Source organism: Streptomyces sp. NPDC059456, assembly GCF_042750055.1.
Lineage (GTDB): Bacteria > Actinomycetota > Actinomycetes > Streptomycetales > Streptomycetaceae > Streptomyces.
The window spans coordinates 1-3614 of the sequence record NZ_JBHYVA010000583.1 but is presented as its reverse complement, the minus strand read 5'-3'; the positions used below and the strand labels follow the sequence as shown (position 1 = coordinate 3614).

Annotated in this window: 3 protein-coding genes; all 3 read right to left on the bottom strand. The window is 68.4% G+C overall.

The genetic code is table 11. The annotated features are described in order from the left end of the window. Positions 1-93: 93 nt before the first annotated feature. Positions 94-1677 carry an ABC transporter substrate-binding protein gene (locus tag ACFXA3_RS33975; RefSeq protein ID WP_385193282.1) on the bottom strand — a complete coding sequence of 528 codons (1584 nt, stop codon included), beginning with the start codon at positions 1675-1677 and terminating at the stop codon, positions 94-96. A gap of 152 nt (positions 1678-1829) precedes the next feature. Next, positions 1830-2600 (bottom strand): SDR family oxidoreductase, encoded by a 771-nt coding sequence (locus ACFXA3_RS33970; protein ID WP_385193280.1) that lies wholly within the window; start codon positions 2598-2600, stop codon positions 1830-1832. Positions 2601-2621: 21 nt separating this feature from the next. Beyond that, entirely contained in the window at positions 2622-3383 is a 762-nt protein-coding gene (gene fabG / locus ACFXA3_RS33965) for a 3-oxoacyl-ACP reductase FabG (RefSeq protein ID WP_385193278.1), read from the bottom strand. Between the last annotated feature and the right edge of the window lie 231 nt (positions 3384-3614).

The window sequence follows — 3614 nt, the reverse complement described above, 5'->3', positions numbered from 1 at the left end:
TGTGTGTTTCTTTCTCCCCCCCCCCCCCCCCCCCGCGCGCCCCCCCCCCCCCCCCGCCCGCCGCCCCCCCCCCCCCCCCCCCGCGCCAGGGTCCTACCAGCTGGTCTTGCGGTACAGCTCCCACATCTGGAAGACGGTCTGCGGGTCCAGCGCCCGCTCGCCGCCGGCGATGTCCTCGCGGGCGGCGACGTACAGCTTGCCCTGCCACAGCGGCAGCAGCCGGACGTCGTCGGCGAAGATCTGCTGGGCCTGCTCGAACTCGCGGACACCGGCCGAGCGGTCGCTCTCGCGGCGGGACTTGGGCAGCAGGTCGGTGAGGATCTGGGCGGGCTCGTACGGGGTGCCGACCGCGTTCTCCTTGCCGACGAACGGCGCGATGAAGTTGTCCGGGTCCGGGAAGTCGGGGAACCAGCCGCGGCCGAAGACGGGGTACTCGCCGTTCTTGTAGCCGACCTGGAAGACCTTCCAGGGCTGGCCGCGCAGGGTGACCTTGAAGAGCTGGCTCTCGTCGAGCTGGCGCTTGAGCTCGGTGAACTCGTCGGCGGTCGAGGCGCCGTAGCGGTCGGTGGTGTACCAGAAGGTCAGCTCCACCGGCTGGGTGATCCCGGCGTCCCGGAGGATCTTCTTGGCCTTGTCGACACTGGCCTGGCCGTACTTGTCGTAGAAGGGCGTCTTGTGGCCCACCACGCCCTTGGGGACCATGGAGTACAGCGGCTCGGCGGTGCCCTGGTAGACCTTGGAGACGATCGCGCCGCGGTCCACGATCTGGGCGATGGCCTGGCGCACGGCCGGCTTGGCGACCTGCGGGTCCTTGGGGTTGAAGACCAGGTAGCGGATCTCCGCGCCGACGTTCTCGACGACCTGGACGCCCGCCGCGTGCGAGGCGGGGGTCTGCAGGTCCTTGATCTCGGGGGCCGACAGACCGCGGTACGTGGCGTCGATCTCCTTGGCCTTGAGCGCGGCGACCATCTTGGTGGAGTCCGTGAAGTAGCGGATGGTCACGCCGTCGTTGCGCCGGTTCGCGAATCCGTTGTAGGTCCCGTTCTTGCCGAGGACCGCCTCGCTGCCCTCCTTGTAGGAGTCGAGCACGAACGGGCCGGAGCCGGTGACCTTGCCGTCCTCGCGGACCTTGTCGGCCGGGTAGTCCTTGGGCGCGACCAGGGAGGCGGCCGGCGAGCCGAGGACGAAGGGGAACGTGGCGTCCGGGGTCTTCAGGTGGAAGACGACCGTCAGCGCGTCCGGGGTCTCGATCTTGTCCAGGCTGCCGAAGAGGCCCAGCGGACCGGTCTGGGAGTTGATCGTCCTGATCCGGTCGAGCGAGTGCTTGACGGCCTTGGCGTCGAGCGGCTCCCCGTCGGTGAACTTCAGGCCCTTCTTCAGGGTGCACCGGTACGACTCGTTGGCGGAGTCGGTGAACTCGCAGTTCTGGGCGGCGTCGGGCTGGGGCTTGGTGGAGCCCGTCGGGAACGCCAGCAGGGTCTGGTAGACGTTCCGGTACAGCTCCCAGGAACCGTCCCAGGCCGCGGCGGGATCGAGGGTGCTCGGGGCGCTCGTCGTGCCGACGACGATTCTCTTCGCGGCGTCACTGCTGTCGTCCGAAAGCAGACCGCATCCGGCGAGCAGGGATATGGACGCAAGGGCTGCAGTGATCTGCAGGCATCTGGTCCGGATGAACACGTGCACGCTCCTCGATCAGCCAGGGGTGCGGCAGACCCTACCGCAGTGCCTCACAAATCCAATGGGCAGGTTTCATGTGGCACTTGACCGATTTCGTGCATATTAGGTACGCATTTGCCTCCCCTCGGGAGGCAAATGCGTCCGATTATCGATCAGTGCACTCCGGCATTGAGGAACATTCCTCCGTCGACGACCAGAGTTTGGCCGGTGATCCATTCCGCTTGTGCGGATGTGAGAAAGGCCGCCGCCCCGCCGATGTCCTCCGGGAGCCCCAGCCGGCCGAGCGGGTAGGCGGCTGCGGCCTCCTGCTCCCGGCCCTCGTAGAGCGCCTGCGCGAACTTCGTCTTGACCACCGCGGGGGCGATCGCGTTGACCCGGACCCCCGGCGCCATCTCGTGCGCGAGCTGGAGGGTGAGGTTGACCATGGCGGCCTTGCTCATCCCGTACGCGCCGATGAAGGGCGAGGCGGAGACGCCGGCGATGGACGCGATGTTCACGATCGCGCCGCCGTTGTCCTTCTGCCAGGCGTGCCAGGTCCGCTGGGCGAACCCGAGCGCGGAGATCACGTTGGTCTCGAAGACCTTGCGCGCGACACCGAGGTCCAGGTCGGCGATCGGGCCGAAGACCGGATTCGTGCCCGCGTTGTTGATCAGGAAGTCGACCCGGCCGAAGGCCTCCATCGTCCGCTCGACCGCGACGGCCTGGTGGCCCTCGTCGTGCGCCTTGCCGGCGATCCCGATCACCCGGTCCGCGCCGAGCGCCTCGACGGCCTCCTTGAGGGCGTCCTCGTTGCGCCCGGTGATGCACACCCGGTCGCCGCGGGCGACGAGCGCCTGTGCGATGCCGTAGCCGATGCCCCGGCTCGCTCCGGTGATCAGCGCGACCTTGCCGCTGTCCACCGCGTTCGTGCTGTTGTCGGTCATGAGCCTGCGCCCTGCCTCTCGTCAGTTGAGCGGGCCGCCGGCCACGTACATGACCTGGCCGGAGACGAAGCCGGCGGCCTCGCCCGTGAAGAAGGCGATCGCGTTGGCGATGTCGTCCGGACGGCCGACGCGCTGGACGGGGATCTGCGTGGCCGCGGCGGCCTGGAAGTCCTCGAAGCCCATGCCCACGCGCGCGGCCGTCTGGGCCGTCATCTCCGTGACGATGAAGCCGGGGGCGACGGCGTTGGCGGTGACGCCGAACTTGCCGAGCTCGATGGCCAGGGTCTTGGTGAAGCCCTGCAGACCGGCCTTGGCGGCGGAGTAGTTGACCTGGCCGCGGTTGCCCAGCGCCGAGCTGCTGGACAGGTTGACGATGCGGCCGAACTTGGCCTCCACCATGTGCTTCTGACAGGCCTTCGACATCAGGAACGCACCGCGCAGGTGGACGTTCATGACGGTGTCCCAGTCGTTCTCGCTCATCTTGAAGAGCAGGTTGTCGCGCAGCACGCCCGCGTTGTTGACCAGGATGGTCGGGGCGCCCAGGGTGCTCGCGACGCGCTCGACGGCCGCCTCCACCTGCGCCGCGTCGGAGACGTCGCAGCCGACCGCCAGGGCCTTGCCCCCGGCCGCCGTGATCGTCTCGACGGTGTCCTTGCAGGCCGCCTCGTCGAGATCGAGTACGGCTACCGCCCGGCCCTCGGCGGCCAGGCGTACGGCGGTTGCCGCGCCGATGCCCCGGGCCGCCCCGGTCACGATCGCGACGCGCTGCTCGGTGGTGGACATGGTGGATCTCCTCGCCCTCGGAATCCTCGACAGCGGCTCCTCGTGGGTGAGCAACCGCTTAGTAGCTTCAGCTGAGGAGACGCTAGGAGCCCTGGCACCCGGTGTCAACGGCACCGGGTCCCAGGGCGCTCCAGGTCGTGGCGGGCGCCCGAAGGATCATCGGACCAGTCGCGGTTAAACAACAGAAGCTGCCGAACAAAATTTGATTGTAGATATAGGTGGTGGGCGGAT

Bases quoted from the DNA above. Each gene is read 5' to 3' on its own strand.
- ACFXA3_RS33970 (WP_385193280.1), bottom strand. From the start codon at position 2,600: ATGACCGACAACAGCACGAACGCGGTGGACAGCGGCAAGGTCGCGCTG.
- fabG (WP_385193278.1), bottom strand. From the start codon at position 3,383: ATGTCCACCACCGAGCAGCGCGTCGCGATCGTGACCGGGGCGGCCCGG.